22 protein-coding genes and 1 pseudogene are annotated in these 20963 nt (G+C 68.8%); 10 read left to right on the forward strand and 13 right to left on the reverse strand.

All coding sequences use genetic code 11. The features are described 5' to 3' along the window. Positions 1 to 11 precede the first annotated feature (11 nt). The 3 genes from ACOCMH_RS03285 to ACOCMH_RS03295 form a co-directional block, all read right to left on the reverse strand. Complete coding sequence (locus tag ACOCMH_RS03285) at positions 12 to 437, reverse strand: DUF6691 family protein (protein WP_427307749.1); 426 nt, start codon at positions 435 to 437, stop codon at positions 12 to 14. A gap of 3 nt (positions 438 to 440) precedes the next feature. Next, positions 441 to 875, reverse strand: a complete 435-nt coding sequence (locus ACOCMH_RS03290; protein WP_427307750.1) for a YeeE/YedE family protein — start codon at positions 873 to 875, stop codon at positions 441 to 443. A 235-nt stretch (positions 876 to 1110) separates the two neighbouring features. Then, entirely contained in the window at positions 1111 to 3408 is a 2298-nt protein-coding gene (locus tag ACOCMH_RS03295; RefSeq protein ID WP_427307751.1) for a patatin-like phospholipase family protein, read from the reverse strand. Positions 3409 to 3655: 247 nt separating this feature from the next. Here ACOCMH_RS03295 and ACOCMH_RS03300 point away from each other — a divergent pair, with 247 nt between their 5' ends. The 3 genes from ACOCMH_RS03300 to ACOCMH_RS03310 all read left to right on the forward strand — a co-directional run bounded on the left by ACOCMH_RS03300 (position 3656) and on the right by ACOCMH_RS03310 (position 6032). Then, complete coding sequence (locus tag ACOCMH_RS03300) at positions 3656 to 3871, forward strand: oxidoreductase-like domain-containing protein (protein ID WP_427307752.1); 216 nt, start codon at positions 3656 to 3658, stop codon at positions 3869 to 3871. Then, positions 3823 to 4746 carry an NAD-dependent protein deacetylase gene (locus tag ACOCMH_RS03305; RefSeq protein ID WP_427307753.1) on the forward strand — a complete coding sequence of 308 codons (924 nt, stop codon included), beginning with the start codon at positions 3823 to 3825 and terminating at the stop codon, positions 4744 to 4746. Before ACOCMH_RS03300 ends, ACOCMH_RS03305 begins: the two co-directional genes overlap by 49 nt. Before the next feature lie 377 nt (positions 4747 to 5123). Beyond that, positions 5124 to 6032, forward strand: coding sequence for a DMT family transporter (locus ACOCMH_RS03310; protein ID WP_427307754.1), 909 nt, complete (start codon positions 5124 to 5126; stop codon positions 6030 to 6032). Positions 6033 to 6086: 54 nt separating this feature from the next. Here the strand turns inward: ACOCMH_RS03310 and ACOCMH_RS03315 are convergent, their stop codons facing one another. From ACOCMH_RS03315 to ACOCMH_RS03325, 3 genes are all read right to left on the reverse strand, one after another. Next, the gene (locus ACOCMH_RS03315; RefSeq protein ID WP_423766641.1) at positions 6087 to 6662 is read right to left on the reverse strand and encodes a DUF1439 domain-containing protein; all 576 of its coding nucleotides are present in this window, start codon (positions 6660 to 6662) and stop codon (positions 6087 to 6089) included. 99 nt (positions 6663 to 6761) lie between these two features. Continuing rightward, positions 6762 to 6965, reverse strand: coding sequence for a SlyX family protein (locus ACOCMH_RS03320; protein WP_427307755.1), 204 nt, complete (start codon positions 6963 to 6965; stop codon positions 6762 to 6764). A gap of 99 nt (positions 6966 to 7064) precedes the next feature. Continuing rightward, positions 7065 to 7493 carry a VOC family protein gene (locus ACOCMH_RS03325; protein ID WP_427307756.1) on the reverse strand — a complete coding sequence of 143 codons (429 nt, stop codon included), beginning with the start codon at positions 7491 to 7493 and terminating at the stop codon, positions 7065 to 7067. Positions 7494 to 7785: 292 nt separating this feature from the next. Here ACOCMH_RS03325 and ACOCMH_RS03330 point away from each other — a divergent pair, with 292 nt between their 5' ends. Continuing rightward, a complete protein-coding gene (locus ACOCMH_RS03330; RefSeq protein WP_427307757.1) occupies positions 7786 to 8733 on the forward strand; it encodes a LysR family transcriptional regulator in 948 nt (315 codons plus the stop codon). Positions 8734 to 8755: 22 nt separating this feature from the next. Here the strand turns inward: ACOCMH_RS03330 and ACOCMH_RS03335 are convergent, their stop codons facing one another. Genes ACOCMH_RS03335 through ACOCMH_RS03345 form a run of 3 tightly spaced genes read right to left on the reverse strand, consistent with a single transcriptional unit; the run spans position 8756 to position 11709 of the window. Then, positions 8756 to 9532 (reverse strand): enoyl-CoA hydratase, encoded by a 777-nt coding sequence (locus ACOCMH_RS03335; RefSeq protein ID WP_427307758.1) that lies wholly within the window; start codon positions 9530 to 9532, stop codon positions 8756 to 8758. Positions 9533 to 9547: 15 nt separating this feature from the next. Then, a complete protein-coding gene (locus ACOCMH_RS03340; protein WP_427307759.1) occupies positions 9548 to 10507 on the reverse strand; it encodes a Bug family tripartite tricarboxylate transporter substrate binding protein in 960 nt (319 codons plus the stop codon). 41 nt (positions 10508 to 10548) lie between these two features. Then, positions 10549 to 11709 (reverse strand): CaiB/BaiF CoA transferase family protein, encoded by a 1161-nt coding sequence (locus ACOCMH_RS03345; RefSeq protein ID WP_427307760.1) that lies wholly within the window; start codon positions 11707 to 11709, stop codon positions 10549 to 10551. Positions 11710 to 12033: 324 nt separating this feature from the next. Between ACOCMH_RS03345 and argG the strand changes: the two genes are divergently transcribed. Continuing rightward, positions 12034 to 13359, forward strand: coding sequence for an argininosuccinate synthase (argG, locus tag ACOCMH_RS03350; protein WP_427307761.1), 1326 nt, complete (start codon positions 12034 to 12036; stop codon positions 13357 to 13359). A gap of 192 nt (positions 13360 to 13551) precedes the next feature. Here the strand turns inward: argG and ACOCMH_RS03355 are convergent, their stop codons facing one another. Beyond that, positions 13552 to 14556, reverse strand: coding sequence for an AraC family transcriptional regulator (locus tag ACOCMH_RS03355; protein ID WP_427307762.1), 1005 nt, complete (start codon positions 14554 to 14556; stop codon positions 13552 to 13554). Between the two features lie 115 nt (positions 14557 to 14671). Here ACOCMH_RS03355 and ACOCMH_RS03360 point away from each other — a divergent pair, with 115 nt between their 5' ends. From ACOCMH_RS03360 to ACOCMH_RS03370, 3 genes are read left to right on the forward strand one after another with little or no spacing between them, the layout of a single operon-like run. Next, positions 14672 to 15730: a 3-keto-5-aminohexanoate cleavage protein gene (locus tag ACOCMH_RS03360; protein ID WP_427307763.1), complete on the forward strand. Its 1059-nt coding sequence runs from the start codon at positions 14672 to 14674 to the stop codon at positions 15728 to 15730. 44 nt (positions 15731 to 15774) lie between these two features. Beyond that, positions 15775 to 15966 carry a DUF1289 domain-containing protein gene (locus ACOCMH_RS03365; RefSeq protein WP_427307764.1) on the forward strand — a complete coding sequence of 64 codons (192 nt, stop codon included), beginning with the start codon at positions 15775 to 15777 and terminating at the stop codon, positions 15964 to 15966. A gap of 10 nt (positions 15967 to 15976) precedes the next feature. Further along, positions 15977 to 16951, forward strand: coding sequence for a tripartite tricarboxylate transporter substrate binding protein (locus ACOCMH_RS03370; protein ID WP_427307765.1), 975 nt, complete (start codon positions 15977 to 15979; stop codon positions 16949 to 16951). 66 nt (positions 16952 to 17017) lie between these two features. On the opposite strand, the pseudogene ACOCMH_RS03375 reads toward ACOCMH_RS03370, so the two are convergent. Next, a pseudogene (locus tag ACOCMH_RS03375) lies at positions 17018 to 17215 on the reverse strand (TauD/TfdA family dioxygenase); the annotation flags it as partial. 144 nt (positions 17216 to 17359) lie between these two features. Between ACOCMH_RS03375 and ACOCMH_RS03380 the strand changes: the two are divergent. Further along, entirely contained in the window at positions 17360 to 18358 is a 999-nt protein-coding gene (locus tag ACOCMH_RS03380; RefSeq protein WP_427307766.1) for an AraC family transcriptional regulator, read from the forward strand. A gap of 12 nt (positions 18359 to 18370) precedes the next feature. Here ACOCMH_RS03380 and ACOCMH_RS03385 read toward each other — a convergent pair whose 3' ends face one another. Both ACOCMH_RS03385 and ACOCMH_RS03390 read right to left on the reverse strand, forming a co-directional pair. Further along, positions 18371 to 19504, reverse strand: coding sequence for an NADH:flavin oxidoreductase (locus ACOCMH_RS03385; protein ID WP_427307767.1), 1134 nt, complete (start codon positions 19502 to 19504; stop codon positions 18371 to 18373). Next, positions 19501 to 19899, reverse strand: coding sequence for a RidA family protein (locus ACOCMH_RS03390; RefSeq protein WP_427307768.1), 399 nt, complete (start codon positions 19897 to 19899; stop codon positions 19501 to 19503). Before ACOCMH_RS03390 ends, ACOCMH_RS03385 begins: the two co-directional genes overlap by 4 nt. A 156-nt stretch (positions 19900 to 20055) precedes the next feature. On the opposite strand from ACOCMH_RS03390, the gene ACOCMH_RS03395 reads away from it, so the two are divergent. Then, positions 20056 to 20943, forward strand: a complete 888-nt coding sequence (locus ACOCMH_RS03395) for a LysR substrate-binding domain-containing protein (RefSeq protein WP_427307769.1) — start codon at positions 20056 to 20058, stop codon at positions 20941 to 20943. The last annotated feature ends 20 nt before the right edge of the window (positions 20944 to 20963 follow it).

A 20963-nucleotide genomic window follows, 5' to 3' on the forward strand; every position in this document is an offset into this window, starting at 1 on the left:
GCTGCAATGCGTCAACGCCGCCGTCCGGCCAGTGCTTCGGCCACTTCGAACAGCGCCATGCCAGCCAGCATCGCCGCTACGAAGCCCCAGGCCTTGGCGTAGCCCGCACCCAGCGCGACCAGCGCGGGACCGGGGCAAAACCCAGCCAGGCCCCAGCCCACCCCGAACGCGGCACTGCCCAGTACCAGCCGCGGCGTGATGGCGGCCAGCGCCGGCCATTGCATCGGCAGCCCCAGCCAGGAGCGCTGGCGTCGCCGCGCCAGCGCGAAGGCGGCCACGCCGACCAGGATCGCGCCGGCCATGACAAAGGCAAGCGATGGGTCCCATGCGCCCGCGAGGTCAAGAAAGCCCAGCACCTTGGCCGGGTTGGCCATGCCGGAGAGAATCAGCCCGATGCCGAACACCAGTCCGGCCAGCAATGCCAGCAGCGTGCCCATGGTTCAGCCCCCCAGTCCGTGGCGCTGCACCAGCACCGTCAGGAAGCCGGCCGCCATGAAGGTTACGGTGGCCGCGAGCGAGCGCACCGAGCCGCGCGACAGCCCGCATACGCCGTGGCCGCTGGTGCAGCCGCCGGCGTAGCGCGTGCCGACGCCGACCAGCAGCCCGGCCACCAGCACCTCGGTCCAGTCCGCGTCGATACGGGCGGCAGGCATGACGTCGAACGCGTTGGCCAGCCACGGCGACAGCAACAGCCCGATGACAAAGGCAGCGCGCCAGGCGCTGTCGCCGTGCGGCAGCCGCAGCAGGCCGCCGACGATGCCGGAGATGCCGGCGATACGGCCAAGCCCGAGCATCATCAGTGCCGCCGCGAGTCCGATGACGAGCCCGCCGGCCAGCGAGAGCCACGGCGTGAAATGGAGGAAGTCGATCTGCATGGAGTGTGCGCGCGCAGGACTGGCGCGAAGGCGGCCGCAAGTGCAGCCTGAGGCAGGGATTATAGGCGCGCCGTAGCCCTTGCACGCGCCCATAAAAAAGTCGCCGCTGGGGAAGCGGCGACCGGGGAAGGTGTCATTCAAGAGGGGGTCTTGGTGACAGCAAAAGTATAGACATTTGAATTAAGACATTACATACAACTTTGGTGGGGTAAGGCGGGCGCACATGGAGCCTGCATCAGAACGGTTTGCCCAGGTACAGATAGAAGCTGTAGACCCCGGCCGCCGCGCGGCCATAGGCCAGGTACAGCGGCCCGAGCGGGCTGTCGAGCGCCAGGAACACCGACCCCGACTTGAGCAGCCCGGTGGGGCTGCCCGGCACCAGCGGGTCGCCCACGCGGCCAGCTTCCAGCGAAAAGCCGGCGTAGACGCCTTGGAGCAGGGTCTGCCGCGCCAGCTTGTTGTAGTACACCAGCCGCGCAAACTGCAGGTTGCCGCCCATCAGCTGGCCGGTGGCGTAGCCGGATTGCTGCAGGAAACCGCCCCACTGGAACAGGTCGTAGCGCGGCAGGGGCTTGCCGCCGGGATTGCCGCCAACCTTGAAGCCGAACGACAGGGTGTGGTCGCCGAACGAGTGGACATAGGTGCCGTCGGCCTGTGCCTTGACATACTCGCGGTCCGCCCCGAGTCCGGGTTGCGAGGCATAGATCCGCACTCCGCCCGCATAGCCGAAGCGCGGGAAGTCGACGCTGTCGAGCTGGTCGAAGAAGAGCCGGCCCGTGATGGCCCCGCGCCGGATATTGCCTGGCCCCGGTTCCAGCGAGGCCGGCCCGGTGCTCAGGGTGGCATGCTCCGAGCCGGTCTGCACCCCGACGCGCAACTCGCCGTACTTGGTGAACTGGCTGCCGACGTCGAGCGCGAGGTCGAAGCGGCGCACGTCGTAGGTGGCGATGCGCGTGCTGCCCCGGAACACATTGACCGGGCGCCGCTCAAGCTCGATGCGCGGTGCGATGAAGAAGAACTGGCGCGTATCCAGCGGCTGGTAGAACTCGCTGCTCAGCGCCGAGGTCTGGCCCACCTGCGCGTCGGTGCGCCATTCCGCCCCCAACGCATTGAGCCAGGTGCGCCGGTAGCTGCCGACCAGGTTGAAGTACGCATCGCCGCGGAAGTCCGAGCTCAGTCCCAGCCCGAAGCGCAGGTAGTCGGGGCCGTACGATTTCTCGACCGCATTGACTGTCAGCACGCGCCTGCCGGGCTCTTCCAGGAAGCTGTAGTTGACGTGCTCGAAGTCGCCGGTGCCGAACAGGCGGCGCATGTCCTGGTCCAGCGCAGCCTGGTCGATCGGCTCGCCCGGCCGGGTCTGCATCACCGCGGTCGCATAGTCCGGATTGACGCGATGCAGCGGGGCCAGCCGGATCTCGTCGACGGGGCGGGTGTCGGGCGGCTGCACCGCCTGCTGGGCCGCGCGCAACGCGGCATACTGCGCCGGCGGCAGCGCCAGCGGCGCGAGGCGCTCGGCAACCTGGCGCGCCGCCGCCTCGCCGATCGGGATGGTGGCGGGCAGGTGGTCGAAATCGGTCGCGGAGAAGTCGCCCAGTGCGGGTTCGATCAGCACGTCGGTGGGCCGCAGCGAGGCCAGCGACGCGCGCACGTTCTGCTCGGTCAGGATATTGAGCATCTGGCCGGTGACGCCGATCACCGAGGTCAACTCCTCGCGCTTCATCAGCGGCGTGCCCAGGTTCACCGCGATGACGATATCGGCACCCATGGCGCGCGCCACGCCGACCGGCAGGTTGTCGGTGAGCCCGCCGTCGACCAGCAGCCGGCCCTCGTACTCCGCCGGCGCCACCGCGCCCGGCACCGACATGCTGGCGCGCATCACGTTGGCCAGTTCGCCCTGGCTGAATACTACCGGCGTGCCCGCCACCAGGTCCGTCGCCACGGCGCGGTAGGGGATCGGCAAGTGGTCGAAGTCGCGGAAGCCCGGCGTCCGGGCCAGCTGGCGCAGCACCGTCTCCAGCTGCACGCCGGAAACCGCGCCCTTGGGCAGCAGCAGGCCGCTTGCCTGCACGCCGATCTCGGGCGTGATCAGGTTGGTGTAGTCGTCCTGCTTGCGGCGGATGGTCAGGTCCTGGCGCGGCGGCCGTTCCTTGAAGAGCTTGTCGGTGCTTAGTCCGGCGACCAGCCGTTCCATCTCCGCAGGCGCCATTCCGGTGGCGTAGGCGCCGCCGACCAGCGACCCCATGCTGGTGCCGGCGATGCAGTCGACCGGGATGCGCATTGCCTCCAGCACCTTGAGCACGCCGATATGGGCGGCGCCGCGCGCGCCGCCGCCCGACAGCACCAGGCAGATGCGCGGGCGCCCCAGCGCGGCAGCGTGCGCGTCGGCGGGGGCTGCAGGGCTCGCGGCAGCGCCGGCGTCGTGGCTTGGCGCCGGACGGTCTGCGGCCGTCGCGGCGCCGGCAGTCAGCGCGATGGCGGCAAGCAGGCTCATCGTGCCGGCGTGGCGCAGGCGATGGTGTGGGGCTGCCTTCATGGCTCGATCGGGGTCGAAATCCGCTGCGCGGCCGGTTGCCGTGGGGGGAGTCCGGCTATCTTCCGGCAAAACGTGGCGTGCGGGCCCTGCGCCGCGCCGCCCGCCAAAACAATTCAACACGCGGCTCGGAAGCGTGCAGATCGGCTTTCGGCGCTGCCACCGGGCCCCGGCGCACCGGCGGGCGCGCCGGAATATACTGGGGGCTGGTCTGCCATGGCGCCGTGCGCGCAATCCGCAAGTGTCTCAAGTGTCCCCCGTAGTCCCTGTCGCCGGTTCCACGATTGCCCCTGACGATCCCCGCCCCCAGCCCCCGGAGCGACCCGCCGACGGCGAGTGCTGCGGCTCCGGCTGCGATCCCTGCATCTTCGATTACTACTACCAGGAGATCGACCACTACCGCGAGGCGCTGCGGGCATGGGAGGCGCGCCAGGCCGCGCGCCATGCCGAGGATCCGGCCCGTTGAGCGCGCTGACGACGCAGCCCTCGCAAGCCGCGACGGAAGCCGGGGCGGCGCTGTTCGATTTCGTGCAGCGCCACCCGCGCCTGTTCGTGCTGAGCGGTGCCGGCATCAGCACCGATTCCGGCATTCCCGGCTACCGTGACGCGCGCGGCCAGTGGCAGCGCTCGCCGCCGATCACCCTGCAGGCCTTTCTCGGCTCGCACGCCGGGCGCCAGCGCTATTGGGCGCGCAGCATGCTCGGCTGGCCGCTGGCATGGCAGGCGCGGCCAAACGCTGCCCACCACGCGCTGGCACGGCTCGGTGCGCAGGGCCGGCTCACGGCGCTGGTCACGCAGAATGTCGACGGCCTGCACCAGCGCGCCGGCAGCCAGGGCGTGATCGAACTGCACGGCAGCCTGGCCAGCGCCATCTGCCTGGACTGCGGCGCCAGCCACGACCGCGCCGGCCTGCAGGAATGGCTGATGGCCCGCAACGCCGCGCTGCGCGACGTGATTGCCGCACCGGCCGCCGATGGCGACGTGCATTTCGAATCGCCACTGTTCGCCCAGTTCCAGGTTCCCAGCTGCGGCCATTGCGGCGGCATCCTCAAGCCTGACGTGGTGTTCTTCGGCGAATCCGTGCCGCGCGCGCGCGTTGACGCGGCGCGCGCCGCGCTGGCCGCCGCGGATGCGATGCTGGTGGTGGGATCGTCGCTGATGGTGTATTCCGGCTACCGCTTCTGCGTCTGGGCCGGCCAGATGGGCAAGCCGGTGGCCGCGCTCAACCTGGGCACCACGCGTGCCGATGCCATGCTGGCGCTGAAGGTCGAGGCCGGCTGTGCGCCGGCGCTGCAGGCACTGGTGTCGCGTCTGGAGCAGGAAGCTGCCCGATCCCGTTGACGCCAGCGCCGGCCAGGCATAGCATCGCCACACCGCTTGATCGACGCCGATTCGATACCTTTTCGAGATTTCCCGTTCCACCATGACCGCAGACCGCCAACGCCCCGTCAACGCCGCGCCCCCGGGCCGCGCGCTGCCGTGCCTGCGTCGCCAGCCTGCGTTCACATCTGTCGCGCCGCCGCCGCCGTTCTCTGGCGGTGCACACCCGCCGCCGCGCGGCTGACGGGCACGCGCCCCAGCCTCTCTCGTCTCCGGTAGTCCCGCCTCCGTGTGCCCGCGCGCACGGCAGCCGCACGCCCGTGCGCGCTGCCGCCGCGCCGTGGCCGCATGCCGATGCGTCTGCCGGAGCCCGCCAAGCTGACGACAGATGACAAGCCATGACCAACCACGAAGACTGCGCGGCGCGCTTCGACGCCGCGCGCCACCCGCTCGCCACGCGCACCACATCCACCGCCCTGTGGGCCACGCCGCTGTTTGTGCTGCTATGGAGCAGCGGCGCCATCGCCGCCCGGCTGGCGCTCGACCACGCCACCCCGTTTGCTCTGCTGACGCTGCGCTTTGCGCTGGTCTGCGCCGTGCTGGGCGCGATCGGCCTGGCGCGCAAGCGCCTGCTGCCGCCGCGCGGCGAGCGGCTGCACACGGCCTGCGCCGGCCTGCTGCTGATCGGCGGCTACGCCGTGTTTTATTTTCTGGCGCTGGACCACGGCATGACGCCCGGCGTGCTGGCCACGGTGCTCGGCGCGCAGCCAATGCTGACGCTGTTGCTGACTGAGCGCCGTGTCAGTGCCGCCCGCCTAGTCGGCCTGGCGCTGGCGTTCGCAGGGCTGGCCATGGTCGTGGCCGACAGCGTGCTGCTGGCCCGGCTGTCGCCGGCGGGCGTGCTGTGCGCGCTGGCCTCGCTGGCCAGCATGACCGTCGGCGCCATCCTGCAGAAGCGCAGCACGCGCGCAGCCGCCGAAGTGCTGCCGCTGCAGTACGGCGCCAGCCTGGCGGCGTGCCTGCTGTGCCTGCCGTTCCAGCCCTTCGCCTTCGAAGCGTCGCTGGCGTTTGCCGCGCCGCTGCTGTGGCTCGCGCTGGGGATCTCGATTGGCGCGACGCTGCTGTTCTACCGCCTGATCCACGCCGGCAACCTGGTCAACGTCACCAGCCTGTTCTACCTGGTGCCGGTGGGCACGGCGCTGCTCGACTACCTGCTGCTGGGCAACCGCATGGCGCCGCTGGCGCTGGCGGGGATGGGGGCGGTGCTGGGGGGTTTGGGGCTGGTGTTCCGGGGCAGCAAGGGCTGATGCACCGGCGGGCTGGACCAGGACGTGGAGGGCGGGTGCTGCCCGAAGGTGCGCCTATCGCTGCTTCACCTCCACCCTTACCTCATCCTTGCCCACCGTGATCGCCCCCGGTTCCACGTCCTTGCCACCGACGCGCAGTTCCTCCGGCTTGAAGGTATAGACCGGATAGTCCTTCAGCAACTGCTGCGCGACCACGGCACCAATGGCGTTGAGCTGTTCGCGGTAGATCGCCATGCCGGTGACTTCGACCTGCTGCACGGTCGGGTTGTCGAGCAGCACCGCGCGTTTGGCCGGGTCGTAGCGCACGCCGCTGTTGAGCGCCAGCTTGCCGTCGACGGGCGGCGCAGGCAGCAAGGCATTGGTCAGGCGTGCGTCGACATGGGTGGTGATGCGGTTGCTGGCTTCATCCAGCACCAGCCGGGGGTGGCTGAGCTGCACGCTGACGACATCGGCGTAACGCAGCGTGGCGGGAAAGCGCTTGTCCAGTTCGGTCTGCAGTTCCTGGCGGCTCAGGGAATATTCGCCGGTCCAGAGGTTGTAGCCGGCAAGGGCCGGGGCGGAGCCCGCGATGCAGGTGGCCGCGAGCAGCAGGAACGGTTTCAGGCGCATGTGGCGGATCGGGCGCGCCATGGGACGACGCGGCAAATGGAATCAGCCTGTCAGACCGCTGCGGCAGGCATGGCGTTCCGTCATATCGGCAATGGCATGCCCACGGCCGGGCCGTTCAACTTAGTAATGCGGCGGGATTTCCTGCAGTGGGTCGGCCTCGGCCGCGGTGGTGGCGGCGCTGCGCACCTGCTGGTACAGCGCGCGCATCTGCTCCTGCAGCAGGTCGATCTGCTGCTGCTGGCGCGCCACGGTGCTGTTCAGGGTATCGAGCAGGTCTTCCTGGAAGGCGAGCTTGATTTCGAGTTCGTTGATGCGATCATCCATGGCGAGGTTTCTCCGGCAGGCGGCGCGCATTGTAAACCCTGACCGGGCCCATCGCCCCGGAGCGCGCGTCGCCGGCCGGGAAACCCCGCGCCACTTGGCTTACTTGGGTGCCGTCAGCAGCATCCACATGATGCCGAAACGGTCGGCCACCATGCCGAACTGCTCGGCAAAGAAGGTCTTGTCCAGCGGCATCAATACCTGGCCGCCGTCCTTCAGGCCGTTGAAGGCCTTCTCGACGCCGGCCGTATCGGGGAAGGTGATCGCCAGCCCGAAACCCTGGAACGCGGGCTGGTTCGAGCACTGCCCGTCCGAGGCCAGGATGATGCTGTCGCCGACCTGGAACTCCAGGTGCATGACCTTGTCCTGGGCGGCAGCGCCGGGCTGGCAGCCTTCGCCACCGCCCTTGCCGGCGTCGGGGTTGTCGCCGAATGTCATCCGGCTGTTGACCTTGGCGCCAAGGGTCTTCTTGTAGAACTCGACCGCTTCATCGCAACGGCCTTCGAAAAACAGGTAGGGCTTGACTTGCATGGCAACTCCTGTGAAGGGCGCCCCGGGGGGCTACCGGATATCGGCATGGCGTGCCGTGATCAAAGCGCGGAGAGGCACCGCGGACCGGCACGTCGGCAATGGCGCGCAAGCTTTTGTGTACGCCGTCCACATACCTTAGCAAAGAAAATGGACGACGTCCACATCATTCGCTGGCACCGCGGCCAGGCCCGCACGGCAGGCCGAAAGGCCACCGCGCTGCACTAGAATGGCCGCGAGATCGCCGCGGCCCATTGCCAACCGGTTCGACCGCCGCGGCCAGACCGGAGTTGCCTTGCGTTACGAACTGACCGACCTGCGCCTGTTCCAGGCCATTGCCGATGCGCAAAGCCTGTCGGGCGGCGCATCGGCCACCCATATCACCGCCTCGGCGGCGAGCTACCGGCTGAAGAACCTCGAGCACGCCATGGGCACGCTACTATTCGTGCGCAGCGCGCGCGGCATGGAACTGACGCCGGCCGGCGAAACCCTGCTGGTCCATGTGCGCGAACTGCTGCTGGGCGTCGAGCGCATGCATGGCGAGGTCGGGCGCTTTTCCGCCGGGCTCAAGGGCAATATCCGGCTGCTGGCCAACAGCAGCTCGCTCAACGGCTTCATCATCCCGAGCGTCAGCCGCTTCCTGCTCGCCAATCCCGATGTGAACATCGACCTGGAGGAGCGCGCCAGCCAGTCGATCCTGGCCGCGGTGGCGGCGCACGAGGCCGATGTCGGCATCCTCGCCGGAGACTTCCACACCGGCGGCGACGCGGCCGGCGTGCGCTCGGTGCGCTACGCGCGCGACGAGCTGATCCTGGTCATGGCGGCGGACCATCCGCTCGCGCGCGAGCCGGAGGTGCGCTTTGGCGCGGCGCTGGCGTTCGACTTTGTCTGCATGAGCCGCACCAGCAGCAACTTCCTGTTCCTGCGCGAGATGGCACAGCGCGCCGGCAAGGGGCCCAACGTGCGGCTGCATGCGCACAGCTTCGATGCGGTGCTGTCGCTGGCCGAGGCGGGCGTGGGGGTGGCGCTGGTGCCGCGCAGCGTGGCGGCGCAGGCGCTGCGCGAGGCGCGCGTGGCCGGGGTGCGGCTGGCCGAGCCGTGGGCGCTGCGCGAGCTGAATCTGATCGTGCGCGCCGACGGCAAGCTGCCGGCGTTTGCCGAAGCCTTTGCGCAGTTCCTGCTTAACGATCCGCGCGTGGTGGCCACGCGCGCAGGCGGCGCCGTCGCGGCGACGGCGCCGTAGGCACTGCCAGCGCTTCAGCGCCTCAGCGCTTGCGGTTCAGGAAGGTGGCCATATGCTGTTGCGGCTCACCGGTGTCGAAGGCGCTGCCAAACTCGGTCACGCTGTTGTTGATCGAGACTTCCAGCGGCGCGTCTTCCCACTCGCGCAGCAGGCGCTTCTGCTGGCGTACCGCGACCGGGCCAAAGCCGGCCAGCAGCGCGGCCACGCGCTCGACCTCCAGGTCCAGCTCCGCCAGCGGCACCACGCGACTGACCAGGCCCCACTGCAGCGCTTCGGCGGCGTCGGCGATCTCGCCTGTCAGCAGCATCCAGGCGGTGCGCGCATTGCCGATCAGGCGCGGCATCAGCGCGGCGTGGATCACCGACGGAATGCCGACCTTCACCTCGGGCATGCCCAGCTGGGCGTTGTCGGCGGCGATGCGGAGGTCGCAAGCCAGCGCCAGTTCCAGGCCGCCGCCCAGGCACCAGCCCGGCATGCGCGCGATCACCGGCACCGGCAGGTGGCGCACGGCATCGCACAGGCGCCGCAGGCCGCTGATGAAGGTCTCGGCGCTGGCGCGGTCGAGCGCGGCCATTTCCTTGATGTCGGCGCCGCCGACAAAGCCTTTTTCGCCGGCGCCGCGCAGCACCAGCACGCGCACCGCGTCATTGGCGGCCAGCGCTTCGATCGCGCGCGTGAGCGAGGCGATTACCGGCGTGCTCAGGATATTGAGCGAGCCCGCCTCGCGGATGGTGACGGTGGCAATGCCGCGCGCGTCGATCTCGACGCCCGCGTGCGGTTCCTGCTGAAGTGCGCTCATGTCGGTCCTTGTGGCTTACTGGAGCTTGATGAAATGGATATCCTCGACCACCTGCTTCCAGTGCGCATTCTGCCCACGGATCAGGTCGCCGAAAGCCTTGCGCGAGGTCGGGGCCGGGATCGCGCCCTGCTTCTCGATGGCGGCGATCACCTCGGGCTCGGCCAGCACCTTGCGCACGGCGTCGTTGAGCTGGTCGAGGATGGCGGCGGGCGTGCCGGCCGGCGCGCCCAGTCCGAACCACGACGGGTTGTTCATTGCCGGCAGCCCGGCTTCGGCATAGGTCGGCACATTGGGCAGCACCTTCAGGCGCTGCTTCGCGGCGACGGCCAGCGGCTTGAGGCGCCCGCCCTGGATCAGCCCCGATGATGACGGGATATTGTCGAACACCACCTGGATCTGGCCGGCGACCGCATCGTTGAGCGCCGGGCCCAGGCCCTTGTACGGCACGTGCAGCATACGGGTGCCGGTGGCATTCATGAACAGCTCGCCGTTCATGTGGCTCAGGCCGCCGTTGCCGGACGAGCCGAACGAGTACTTGCCGGGATTGGCCTTGAGCAGCTTGATGAACGACGGCAGGTCCGCGGCGGGGAAGGTCGGATTGACCACCAGCACGTTGGGCACGTCGGCGAGGTTGCTGACCGGGGCGAAATCCTTGACCGGGTCGTACGCGGTCTTCAAGTAGACGTTGGGATTGACCGCGTGCGAGCTTTCCACCTCCATCACCAGCGTGTAGCCGTCGGGCGGCTGCTTGGCGGCGTAGGCGCTGCCGACCGCGCCGCCGGCGCCGGGTCGGTTCTCGACCACCACCGGCTGGCCCAGCACGGGTCCCAGGCGCGTGCCGACGATGCGGGCAATGATGTCGGTGGTGCCGCCGGCGGCGTAGGGCACGATCAGCTTGATCGGGCGCTCGGGATAGGCGGCGTGCGCGGCGCTGGCCATGCCAAGCAGGGCCATGGCGACGAGGGTTGACTTCATCGGGTGTCTCCGGGTCAGGGTTATCGGTTTTGGGTGGGGTCTCAGCGCGGCGGACTGTGTTCGCCCAGCAGCGGCGGTGGCGCCAGCGGGCCATCGTGCCCGGCCAGCATCGGGTTGCGCACCATCGGCACGCGGCCCATCACCGGGTGCTCGGCCACCTGCATCAGCCGGCGGTGCTGCACCTGCGGATGGGCGAAGACTTCGTCCATGGTGTGGATCGGCCCCCAGGGCACGCCGGCGGCATCGAAGGCTTCGGTCCACGCGGCACGGGTGCGGGTGGGGAAGAGCTCGGTCAGCCATGCGCGCAGTGCGTCCAGGTGTTCGATGCGGGCGGAATTGGTGGCGTAGCGCGCGTCCTGCGCCAGCTCGGGCAGGCCGGCCACCGCGCAGAAGCGCGCGAACTGGCCGTCGTTGCCGATCGCCAGGATCAGGTGGCCGTCGGCGCAGCGGAACACTTCATACGGCGCGCAGTTGGGGTGGGCGTTGCCGCTGCGCTGGGGATTCTGGCCCGACACCAGGTAATTTGCGGCCTGGTTGGCGTTCATCGCCACCGCGACATCGAGCAGCGCGATATCCAGGTGCGCGCCCACGCCGGTGGCGTGGCGCTGGTACAGCGCGGCCAGCACCGCCGAGGTGGCATACATGCCGGTGCTCAGGTCGACCACGGCCACCCCGGTGCGCAGCGGACCGGCGCCCGGCGTGCCGTCGGGCTGGCCGGTGTAGCTCATCAGCCCGCCCATGCCCTGGAACACATAGTCATAGCCGGGCTTGTCGGCCATCGGCCCGCTCTGGCCGAAGCCGGTGATCGACAGGTAGACCAGGCGCGGGTTGATCGCCTTGAGCGTGTCGTAGTCGAGCCCGTAGCGGCGCAGCGTGCCGACCTTGTAGTTCTCGACCAGCACGTCGGCGTCGCGCGCCAGCTCGCGCACCTGCGCCGCGCCCGCGGGCGTGCCATAGTCGATTGCGACCGAGCGCTTGCCGCGGTTGCAGCAGATGAAGTAGCCGGACAGGCGCGTGTCCGCGGGGCCCGCGGGCGCTTCGAGATACGGCGGGCCCCAGCCGCGGGTATCGTCGCCGCGCTCGGGGTGCTCGACCTTGGTCACCTCGGCGCCCAGGTCGGCCAGGTTCTGGGTACACCAGGGACCGGCCAGGATGCGCGACAAATCCAGGACCCGGACACCTTCCAGGGCGCGATGCAGCATGACGACTCCGCTTTCCGACAACAGTGCGGCGCAGTATAGGGAGGGGCTCCGGGGCGAACCAGTCGAGAGTTTTGAAAGGCGCGTTCGCCGGATTTGAACGGTGCGACGGCAGCGCAGAAGGCGTGGGCGCAGGTGGCGCGCGCGCCCCCGCCGGCCCCGGGGTTTGGCGCGTGGGCGCCGCCGTGTCACAATTCGCGTTTGGCACTGACTCGGCACGTGACTCGGCCGGCCGCGTCGCCGTGCTTCCCGCCGCCCCCCGGCCGCTTGCGGCCGACGCAGGGGAAGCCCGCCCAAGAGCCGACAAATTCACATTGATTTCTGGCGATGACTACCATCCTGCAGCATATTCCTACCGGCCAGCGCGTCGGTATCGCCTTCTCCGGCGGCCTTGACACCAGCGCGGCTCTCCTCTGGATGCGCCAGAAGGGCGCCGTCCCCTACGCCTACACCGCCAACCTGGGCCAGCCCGACGAGCCCGACTACGACGACATCCCGCGCCGCGCCAAGGCCTACGGCGCCGAGGAAGCCCGCCTGGTCGACTGCCGCGCGCAACTGGTCGCCGAAGGCATCGCCGCGCTGCAGTGCGGTGCGTTCCATATCTCCACTGCCGGCATCACCTACTTCAACACCACCCCGATCGGCCGCGCCGTGACCGGCACCATGCTGGTCGCCGCGATGAAGGAAGACGGCGTCAACATCTGGGGCGACGGCAGCACCTTCAAGGGCAACGACATCGAGCGCTTCTACCGCTACGGCCTGCTGACCAACCCCGGCCTGCAGATCTACAAGCCGTGGCTGGACCAGCAGTTCATCGACGAGCTGGGCGGCCGCGCCGAGATGTCCGAGTTCATGCGCCAGAACGGTTTCGACTACAAGATGTCGGCCGAGAAAGCGTATTCCACCGACTCGAACATGCTGGGCGCGACCCACGAAGCCAAGGACCTCGAGCACCTGGATTCGGGCATCCGCATCGTGCAGCCGATCATGGGCGTGCAGTTCTGGCGCGATGACGTCGACGTCAAGCGCGAGGAAGTCACCGTGCGCTTCGAGGAAGGCCAGCCGGTGGCGCTGAACGGCCAGACCTTCGCCAATGCCGTCGACCTGTTCATGGAAGCCAACCGCATCGGCGGTCGCCATGGCCTGGGCATGAGCGACCAGATCGAGAACCGCATCATCGAGGCCAAGAGCCGCGGCATCTATGAAGCCCCGGGGCTGGCGCTGCTGTTCATCGCCTACGAGCGCCTGATCACCGGCATCCACAACGAAGACACCATCGAGCAGTACCGCGACAACGGCCGCCGCCTGGGCCGCCTGCTGTACCAGGGCCGCTGGTTCGACCCGCAAGCCATCATGCTGCGCGAAACCGCCCAGCGCTGGGTGGCGGGCGCCATCACCGGCGAAGTCACCATCGAACTGCGCCGCGGCAACGACTACTCGATCCTGAACACCACCTCGGCCAACCTGACCTACAAGCCGGAGCGGCTGACCATGGAGAAGGGCGAGTCGATGTTCACGCCGCTGGACCGGATCGGCCAGCTGACCATGCGCACGCTGGATATCGTCGACACGCGCGAGAAGCTGCAGACGTATGCCAAGACCGGCCTGCTGTCGTCCAAGGTCAGCGCCTCGCTGCCAAAGCTGGAAGACTGAAGCTCGCTTGCCCTTGCCTGACGGCGGGGCAGCCAGAAACCGGCACCTTCGGGTGCCGGTTTTTTTTTGTCTCGGCGTTCTCCCCAGCTGTCACGGAATGTCAAACGGACGTCCCGGAATATCAAGCCGCGGGGATCCGATCGCCAGATACTGGCCGGGTTCGCCGCCGCTTCGGCTGCGGGCAGTGAATGCCTATCCCTCCGCCTGCCCCCGCCAGGCCGACACGCTGCGCCCGAAACGCCCGCTGAACCAGCGCGAGAACGCGCTCAGCGACGAGAACCCCAGCAGCGCGGCCACCTCCGACAGCGGGCGCTCGCGGTTTTCCAGGTAGCGGATCACCAGGTCGGCACGGGCTTCGGCGAGGATCTCGGAGTAGGTCGTGTGTTCCTGCCCGAGCCGCCGATGCACGGTGCGCCGGTCCACGCTCAGGTGCTGGGCCACGCGTTCGACCGAGCACAGCCCGGTGGGCAGCAGCGCGTAGACCAGCTTGCGCACCATGTCAGCCATGGTGGCCGCGGTCGACTGCGCCAGCAGCGTGCCAAGGTAGTGCTTCACTTGCTGCGCCATCACCGGGTCATACGATGGCAGCGGCGCTTCCAGGTCCGAAGCCAGGCAGACGATGCCGTCAAAGTCCTGGTTGAAGGTGCCGGGCATGCCGAACACGCGGGTGCACGTGGCCGTGCTGACCGGCGCCGGGTGCGTGAAGCAGATGCTGCGCGGCCGCCACGACGGGCCCAGGAACAGCTTCAGCATGCGGAACATCACGCCGACCGCGAGGTCGGTGGCCTGGCGCAGCGTGCCCGGCGCTTCGCTGAGCACTTGCAGCCGGATCGTCACCAGCTCATCGCTGTCCTCGATGCGCATGGTCAGCGATTCATTCTGCAGCCCCATGTAGCGGACCATCGACTCCAGTGCGCGGCGCAGCGTCGGTGCTTCGCGCACCACGAAGGCGAGCGGGCCGAGATTGGAGAACTCGCGCAGCTCGGCCATGCGCAGGCCGAAATCGTCGGCCGCGGCGGCGCGCGCCGAGGCATCCAGCAAGCGGCCCACCGCTGCCGCCGGGATGCGCAGATCGGGGTCCAGCAGCACCGAGCGGTTGATCTTCGCGGCCCTGAGCTGCTGGTACGGGTCCAGGCCCAGCGCGCGCGCGACTTCGACGTAGTTGGTCAGGCTGGCGCTGCGCAGATAGTAGGACATGGGCGGATTCCGTGCTTTCCCTGAGTGTCCCGAAATGTAAATCGGTTGTCCCGGACCGTCAAATCGCAGCCGGTCGTTGACCGATACTGCAGACACTGACCAACCGGAGCGAACCATGCAATTCCTTGACGATTCCCTGCACCCCGAAAACATGGACAAGGTGGTGATCACCGTGGCCCCGTATGGGCCGGAGTGGATGCCGCAGGATTTCCCCGAGGACATCCCGGTGACCATGGAGGAACAGGTGCAGAAGGCCGTCGATTGCTACAACGCCGGCGCCACCGTGCTGCACCTGCACGTGCGCGAACTCGACGGCAAGGGCTCCAAGCGCCTGTCCAAGTTCAACGAGCTGATTGCCGGCGTGCGCGCCGCGGTGCCGGACATGATCATCCAGGTGGGCGGCTCGATCTCGTTCGCGCCGGAGGACGACGGCCAGGAGGCCAAGTGGCTGTCGGACGACACGCGCCACATGCTGGCGGAGCTGGAGCCCAAGCCCGACCAGGTCACGGTGGCGATCAACACCACCCAGATGAACATCATGGAGCTGCTCTATCCCGAGTACCTGAAGGGTACCTCGCTGGAGCAGCCGGCCTACCAGGCCGCCTACCGCGAGATGACCGTGCCGGCCGGCCCGGGCTGGGTGGAAGAGCACCTGCGCCGGCTGCAGGCATCGGGCATCCAGCCGCATTTCCAGCTGACCGGCATGCATGCGCTGGAAACGCTGGAGCGGCTGGTGCGCAACGGCATCTACACCGGCCCGCTGAACCTGACCTGGATCGGCATCGGCGGCGGCTTCGACGGCCCCAACCCGTTCAACTTCTTCAACTTCGTGCACCGCGCGCCGGACGGCTGCACCCTGACCGCCGAGTCGCTGCTTAAGAACGTGCTGCCGTTCAACATGATGGCGATGGCGATGGGCCTGCATCCGCGCTGCGGCATCGAGGACACCATCATCGACCAGCATGGCAACCGCATGACTTCGGTCCAGCAGATCGAGCAGTGCGTGCGCGTGGCCAGCGAACTCGGCCGCGAGATCGCCTCGGGCAAGGAAGCCCGCGAGATCTACCGCATCGGCACCTGGTACGACAGCGCCGACGCCACGCTGCAAGCCAATGGCATGGCCCCCAACCGCAAGTCGGGGCAGAAGAACCTGCCGCTGCGCGCGGCGGCCTGACGGCCTGCGCTGGCAGGCCAGCGCAGGCACTACCGGAGTCCGCGATGCATCACCCCGACGCCCTCGCCAATCCCTGCATCAACATTTGCCGCATGGATCTTGCCAACCGCTATTGCCAGGGTTGCGGCAGGACCCGGCTTGAGATCGGGCGCTGGGCGCAGCTGAGCGAGGCGGAACGCGCGCAGGTGCTGGCGGCAGTGCCGGCACGCCGGGCGACCAAGGTCCATACTACATAACGGAGACAACATGCCCACCCACCCTGCGTTCCTGCTGCGCCTTGCCGCCGCGGCGGCCTGCCTCGCGCTGGCCGCTCCCGCCGCCATGGCCTGGACCAGCAAGCCGGTCCGGATGCTGGTGCCGGCCCCGGCCGGCGGCACCATGGACGTACTTGCCCGCCTGCTGGCGGACCAGCTGTCGGCGGACCTGGGCCACCCCGTGGTGGTCGACAACAAGCCCGGCGCCGGCGGCGGCATCGCCATCACCACCATGCTGGCGGCACCCGCCGATGGCCAGACCATCATGGTCACCGCCAGCAATGTGCTGACCGAGGTGCCGCATGTGCTCAAGCCCGCGTTCGACCCGCTGAAGGACATCCGCCCCATCGCCGCCGTGGCGCGTTCGCGCATGGTGATGATCGGCGCGCCCGGCCTGCCGGCGAGGGACCTGAAGAGCCTGGTGAGCTACGCGCGCGCCAACCCCGGCAAGCTCAGCTTTGCCTCGTACAGCGCCGGCACCGCCTCGCACTACGCCGGCATGATCATGAACCAGAAGGCCGGGCTGGACTTGCAGCATGTGCCTTTCGCGGGGTCGGCGCCGGCGCTGGCGCAGGTGATGGGCAACCAGATTGCCGTGATGTACGACGGCATGGTGACGTCGCTGCCGATAATCCGTGCCGGCAAGGTGCAGGTTTATGCGGTGGCGTCGAAGAGCCGCTCGGCGCTGCTGCCGCAGGTGCCGACCTTCGCGGAAATGGGCTACCCGGAGATGGAGTTCAGCAACTGGGTGGGGGTGATTGCGTCGTCCAGGCTGTCGCCCGAACTGGCCGAGAAAATCCACGCGGCGGCATACAAGGCGGCTTCCACGGCCAAGGTGCGCGACCGGATGGAGGCGCTTGGCTATGAGCCGCTGCCGGCGCAGCCGTTGCCGCAGTTGAGCGAATCCGTGCGCGCGGAGTTCGAGCGCAATGCCGGCATCGTCAAGGCGTTCAATATCCAGCCCTGAGTCCATGCCGGGCAACAAGAAAGGGCAGCCTCGGAAGAGGCTGCCCTTTTGTCCTTCCTGCCGCCGTCAGAACGGCACGTCGCCGATGATGCCGGCCCGCTTCATCTTGCGCACCGTCGGGGCATAGTCCTGCACCGCGTAATGCTGGGTGCAGCGGTTGTCCCAGATCGCCACGCTGTGCTGCTTCCAGCGCCAGCGCACCTGGTACTCCGGGATCTCGGCCTGCGCGCACAGGTAGTGGTCGCGCGCGCCGGGCATGAAATCCATCGCTACGACGTGATCCGCTTCGGCAAGACTTTGCATTTGATGCCACGCGGTCCTATCATCGCTGCTGCCGCGGGAAGGCGCCCGGCGCGGCTGCAGCGACGCTGCGCAACCCGTCTACCACTTCGCAAGGGCAATGCCGGCTTGGAAACCCTGATACGTGCTGCCGCACTGACCAACTTCCTCGAGGTTGCGCGCGACCTCGGCCTCGATCCGCAGCCGTTGCTGCGCCAGGCCCGGCTGCGGCGTGCCTGGCTGGACGACCCCGACCAGCGTATTCCGCTGAGCGCCTGCGTGGCGCTGCTGGAAGCCGCCGCGCAGGCGTCGGCGTGCCCGAGCTTCGGGCTGCGCATGGCGGAGTCGCGCCAGCTCTCGGACTTCGGCGTGATGAGCCTGCTGATCAGCCAGCAGCCCACGCTGCGCGCGGCGCTCGCCACCACCATCCGCTACCGGCACCTGGTCAACGACTCGGTGGCGCTGTTGCTGGAAGAGGCGGGCGGCGCGGTGGTGATCCGGCAGGAAGTGCTCAGCGACGCGCCCTCGCGGCAGGCTACCGAGCTGGCCATCGGTGTCGTCTTCCGCATGTGCGCGCTGCTGCTGGGGCCGCGCTGGCAACCGATCGGCGTAAGCTTCACGCATGCGGCGCCGGCCGACCTGCGCATCCATCGCCGCCTGTTCGGCTGCCCGCTGGAATTCAATGCGGACTTCAATGGCATCGTCTGCCGCGCAGCCGACCTCGACGCGCCGAACCCGACGGCGGACCCGGCCATGGCGCGCTATGCGCAGCAGTTCATCGACACGCTGCCGCGCGCCAACCCGCAGTCCATCGGCCAGGAAGTGCGCGCCGCCATCTACCTGATGCTGCCGATGGGCCGCGCCACCTGCGAAGCCGTGGCCGAGGGCCTGGGCCTGAGCCTGCGCACCATGCAGCGCCAGCTCGACGACGCGGGCGAGAACTTTACCGAGATCCTCAACGACGTGCGGCGCGAACTGGCGCGACGGTATGTGGAAAACCCGCGCTATTCGCTGCTGCGCGTGTCGCAGTTGCTGGGCTATGGCTCGGCCAGTTCGTTTACGCGGTGGTTTTCGGCGCAGTTCGGCATGGCGCCGGCCAGCTGGCGCAGGGATCGCGCCGGGCGCTAGGCGGACCGGTGGTCATGCCGGCGTCGCCGCCGCGCTGGCTTCGCGCAGCGCCAGTTCCGCATCCTTGATATCGGCCAGCGGCGCAAGCACGGCCCCGTCGAATGGCCGTAGCGGCTGTCCCGCGCGCACCCGCACCGGCCAGTCCGGATTGGCCAGCGCAGCGCGCCCGAGCGCGACAAGCGTCGCGCCCTGGTCCAGCATGCCGGCTGCCCGCGATGGCGCATGCAGGCCGCCGTTGGCGACGATCGCCAACCCCGGCGCGGCGCGGCGAGCGTGTTGCACCAGCGTCGCGCCGCCGTCGGCGAAGGCGGGCTGCCAGGCCTCGTGTTCCGTCACGTGGAGGTAGTCGACGGCGCTTGCCGCCAGCGCGGCAAAGACCGCGTTCGCGCCGTCCGCGCCTTCCGGCCATTTGTAGGTGAAATCGTTCACCTTGCCTTGCGAGAGGCGCGCGCCCACGACGAAGCCGGCTCCCACTGTCGCCCGCACCGCGCTGATCGTCTCCAGCAGCAGGCGCATGCGCTGCGCGATGCCGCCGCCCCAGCCATCCTGGCGCTGGTTGGTATGGCCGGTGAGGAACTGATCCTGCAGATAACCATTCGCGCCGTGGATTTCTACCCCGTCGAACCCCGCTTCGCGGGCCAGCCGCGCGGCCTGCGCAAAGCCTTCGATCGCCTGCAGGATCTCTGCCTCATCCATCGCGCGCGGCATCCGGTATGGGCCCTTGCCGCCATAGACAGGCATCTGCTGGCCGCGCGGCTGCACGGCCGATGGCCCCACGGTGTCGTCGCGAAAGCGGTTGGCTTGCGACAGCGCGCCGGCATGCATCAGCTGCGCGACGATGCGCCCGCCGGCCTGGTGGACCGCGGCCACGACCTTTCGCCATGCATGCGCCTGCTGGGCGTCGGTCAGGCCGGGCTGGCCGGCGTAGCCCTGCGCGTAGGCGCGGTCGGTATAGATCCCCTCCGTGACGATCAGGCCAAAACCGCCGCGGGCGAAGCCCGCGTAATAGCGGCGCATGGCCTCGGTGGCAACGCCCGCGTCCGAGGCGCTGATGCGCGTCATCGGCGCCACCACCAGGCGGTTGCGCAGCGGCACGCCGTTCAGCGCCAGCGCATCGAACAGCGACGGGGCGGCGGGCGCGGTCATTGCGCGGCCCCCGTGGCGACGGCGATGGCCTCGATCTCGATCATCGCGTCCGGCGAATAGAGCGCCGCGACCTCGACGATGGTGTCGGCAGGGTAGGGGGCGGAGAACCACTTGCGGCGCAGCGCGACGATCTTCGGGAAGTGTTCCATCGACGTCAGGAAGATGGTCACCTTGGCGACGCGGTCCAGCCCGGAGCCGCCCGCCTTCAGCGCGCGTTCGAGGTTGCGGAAGGCCTGCTCGGCCTGCGCGTCGAAGTCGCCGCGGCCGACGATGGCGCCATCGTCGCCAACCCCGGCCTGGCCGGAAACGAACAGCAGGCCGCCCGCCCGGATGGCTTGCGAAAGCAGATAGGGGGCATAGGGATCGGGATGGGTGTGGACTTGTTCCAGGTGCATCGCTGGCTCCGGTGAATGATTGAGTAGAATTCATCTTGTCGACTGGCTCGCCATCTGGCTTTCCGGCCGACATCGCAAGTATCGGCGTCGATATCGACCCAGACAAATGGTCGCTTCTCAGTCGATGCATGAGCACATCTTATCCATGGAGATATCTTGCGCAAACTGCCGCCACTGGGCGCCCTGCGCGCCTTCGAAGCTGCCGCCCGCCGCGCCAGCTTCAAGCACGCGGCGGACGAACTGCACGTCACGCCGACGGCGGTCAGCCACCAGATCCGCTTGCTGGAAGACAGCCTCGGCGTGAAGCTGTTCGAGCGCCAGACCCGCAAGGTGCGCCTGACGGCGGCCGGGCATCAGCTGTTCCCCGCGGTGCGGGACGGTCTCGACGGCATGGAGCGCGCCGTGCTGGCGGTGCAGCGCAGCGGCCGCAGCCAGGTTGCGACGCTCACGTCGACGGTGGCGTTCATGGCCCGGCGGCTCGCGCCGCTTGCCGGCCAGTTCCGGGCCGCGCATCCCGACTGGACCTTGCGCCTGGATGCGTCGGACCAGGTCGTCGACCTGGACCACGATGCGGACGCGGCGATCCGCTACGGCAGCGGCAGCTATCCGGGCCTGGTGGTCGAGCCGTTGTTCCGTGACCGCTTTGCGCCGGTCTGCAGTCCCGGACTGGGACTGGCCAGCTTGCAGGACCTGAAGCAAGCCACGCTGGTTCACTTTGAATGGGGCCCTGCCGCGCGCGATGACGTGCGCGCCCCGGTATGGCGCCAGTGGCTGGCGCAGGCCGGCGTCGAGGTGGCCGATGCGCAGGCGGGCCTGCGCTTCACCGACGAGATCCACGCGGTGCAGGCCACCATCGCAGGGCAGGGCGTGGGCCTGCTCAGCCTGACGCTGGTGGCGGAAGAACTGGCTTCGGGCGCGCTGGTGCAGCCCTTTGACCTGGCGCTGGAGAGCTTTCGCTATGACCTGGTCTACAGCGAGCGCGCGGCGCAGCGTCCCGCTACGCGGTTGCTGCGGGACTGGGTGAGAGAGATGTTTGCGGGGTAGCCAGGTCGGCATCCAGGGCG

It is taken from the genome of Cupriavidus sp. H39 (genome assembly GCF_050271075.1).
Taxonomy (GTDB): Bacteria; Pseudomonadota; Gammaproteobacteria; order Burkholderiales; family Burkholderiaceae; genus Cupriavidus; species Cupriavidus necator_B.